This is a genomic window from Aquibacillus albus (assembly GCF_016908325.1).
Taxonomy (GTDB): Bacteria; Bacillota; Bacilli; order Bacillales; family Amphibacillaceae; genus Aquibacillus_A; species Aquibacillus_A albus.
The window spans coordinates 1-1,239 of record NZ_JAFBDR010000060.1 but is presented as its reverse complement, the minus strand read 5'-3'; the positions used below and the strand labels follow the sequence as shown (position 1 = coordinate 1,239).

The 1,239-nt window shown below is 36.6% G+C and carries 2 protein-coding genes; both read right to left on the bottom strand.

The window, feature by feature from the left end:
• Positions 1-40: 40 nt before the first annotated feature.
• Positions 41-880 carry an IS3 family transposase gene (locus tag JOC48_RS21165; RefSeq protein ID WP_204502416.1) on the bottom strand — a complete coding sequence of 280 codons (840 nt, stop codon included), beginning with the start codon at positions 878-880 and terminating at the stop codon, positions 41-43.
• Positions 881-903: 23 nt separating this feature from the next.
• Positions 904-1,239: helix-turn-helix domain-containing protein (locus tag JOC48_RS21160; RefSeq protein ID WP_204502412.1), on the bottom strand; the 336-nt coding region annotated here is incomplete at its 5' end.

Here is a 1,239-nt window from a genome sequence, read left to right as displayed (position 1 = left end):
GTAAGCGTACCCCTGTCAAGTAGACACATAAGGTTTGGGGTCATGCTGCCAATTTGTTTTTATATTGAACTGGAGCTGATCCTAAGCCTTTTTGTCTTCTTCTATTGTTATAGAAATCCATATACCAGTCTATCGTACGATAGACTTCTTCTTTTGTTTTTGGCTGTTGAATGCGCATTGACTCTTCTTTAAGACGACCAAAGAAGCTTTCTATCGGTGCGTTATCCCAACAGTTTCCTTTTCTAGACATACTTTTTTTCATTTGATATTGTAGTAATTGATTTGTGTATTCATGAGACGTGAATTGATGCCCTTGATCACTATGAATTAAGGTATTTGTCACGTCTCCTTTTTTTGTAGCTAAATCTAAGGTTTTTATGACTAACTCATTGTCATTCTTATCACTAATATGGTAAGAGATTATTTCATTATTAAATAGATCCAGAATGGCGCACAGATACAGACGGGTACGTCCTACATACAAATACGTAATGTCCGTTGACCATTTTTGGAAAGGCTTGTCCGCCTGAAATTGACGATTAAGTACATTTTCAGCTGTATTTCCTTCCTGTTTATGCTTCCGCCTTTTCTTAAAAATAAGTGCTTGGATACCCATATCTTTCATTAGTCTATACACTCGCTTGTGGTTGATGTGCATATTATAAACTTCTTGAAGTTCCTCGGTGATTCTAGGATAACCGTAGGTGTATCCTGTTTCCTTATAAACTTTTAGGATAAGTGCTTTCACTTCTTCATCCTCTATTTCCTTTGCAGTCATGGGCCGTGCCTTTCTGTTTAACCACTTGTAATAACCACTTCTGGATACATTCGCTATAGAACATAAATCAAACACAGGAAAAGTCTCTGAAAGGTTACAAATTAGTTCATATTTATCTGCTCTCTTTAACTCTTTCCCTCCTTTCTGAGCATCATCAGCTTTTTTAAATAGGCATTTTCAGCCTCCAAAAACGCTATTCGCTCAACCAGGTCCTTCGGATCTTCCCAATCATCCGTTGATATTGGTTCCGTCTTCTTTTTAATTTTTTGTCTAATTTCTTTTTTTCTTCTTTTTCTAGGTTTAGCAGTAAAAGCGTCGGGACCTTCCTTCTCCACCTTTTTAATCCATGTCCTAACGGTTTCATCACTTGGTATATTAAAGGTTCGGGCAACACTTAAGTATCCTAAACCTTCATGATCATGGTAATACTGTACAACCTTTTCTTTAAATTCTTTCGTGTA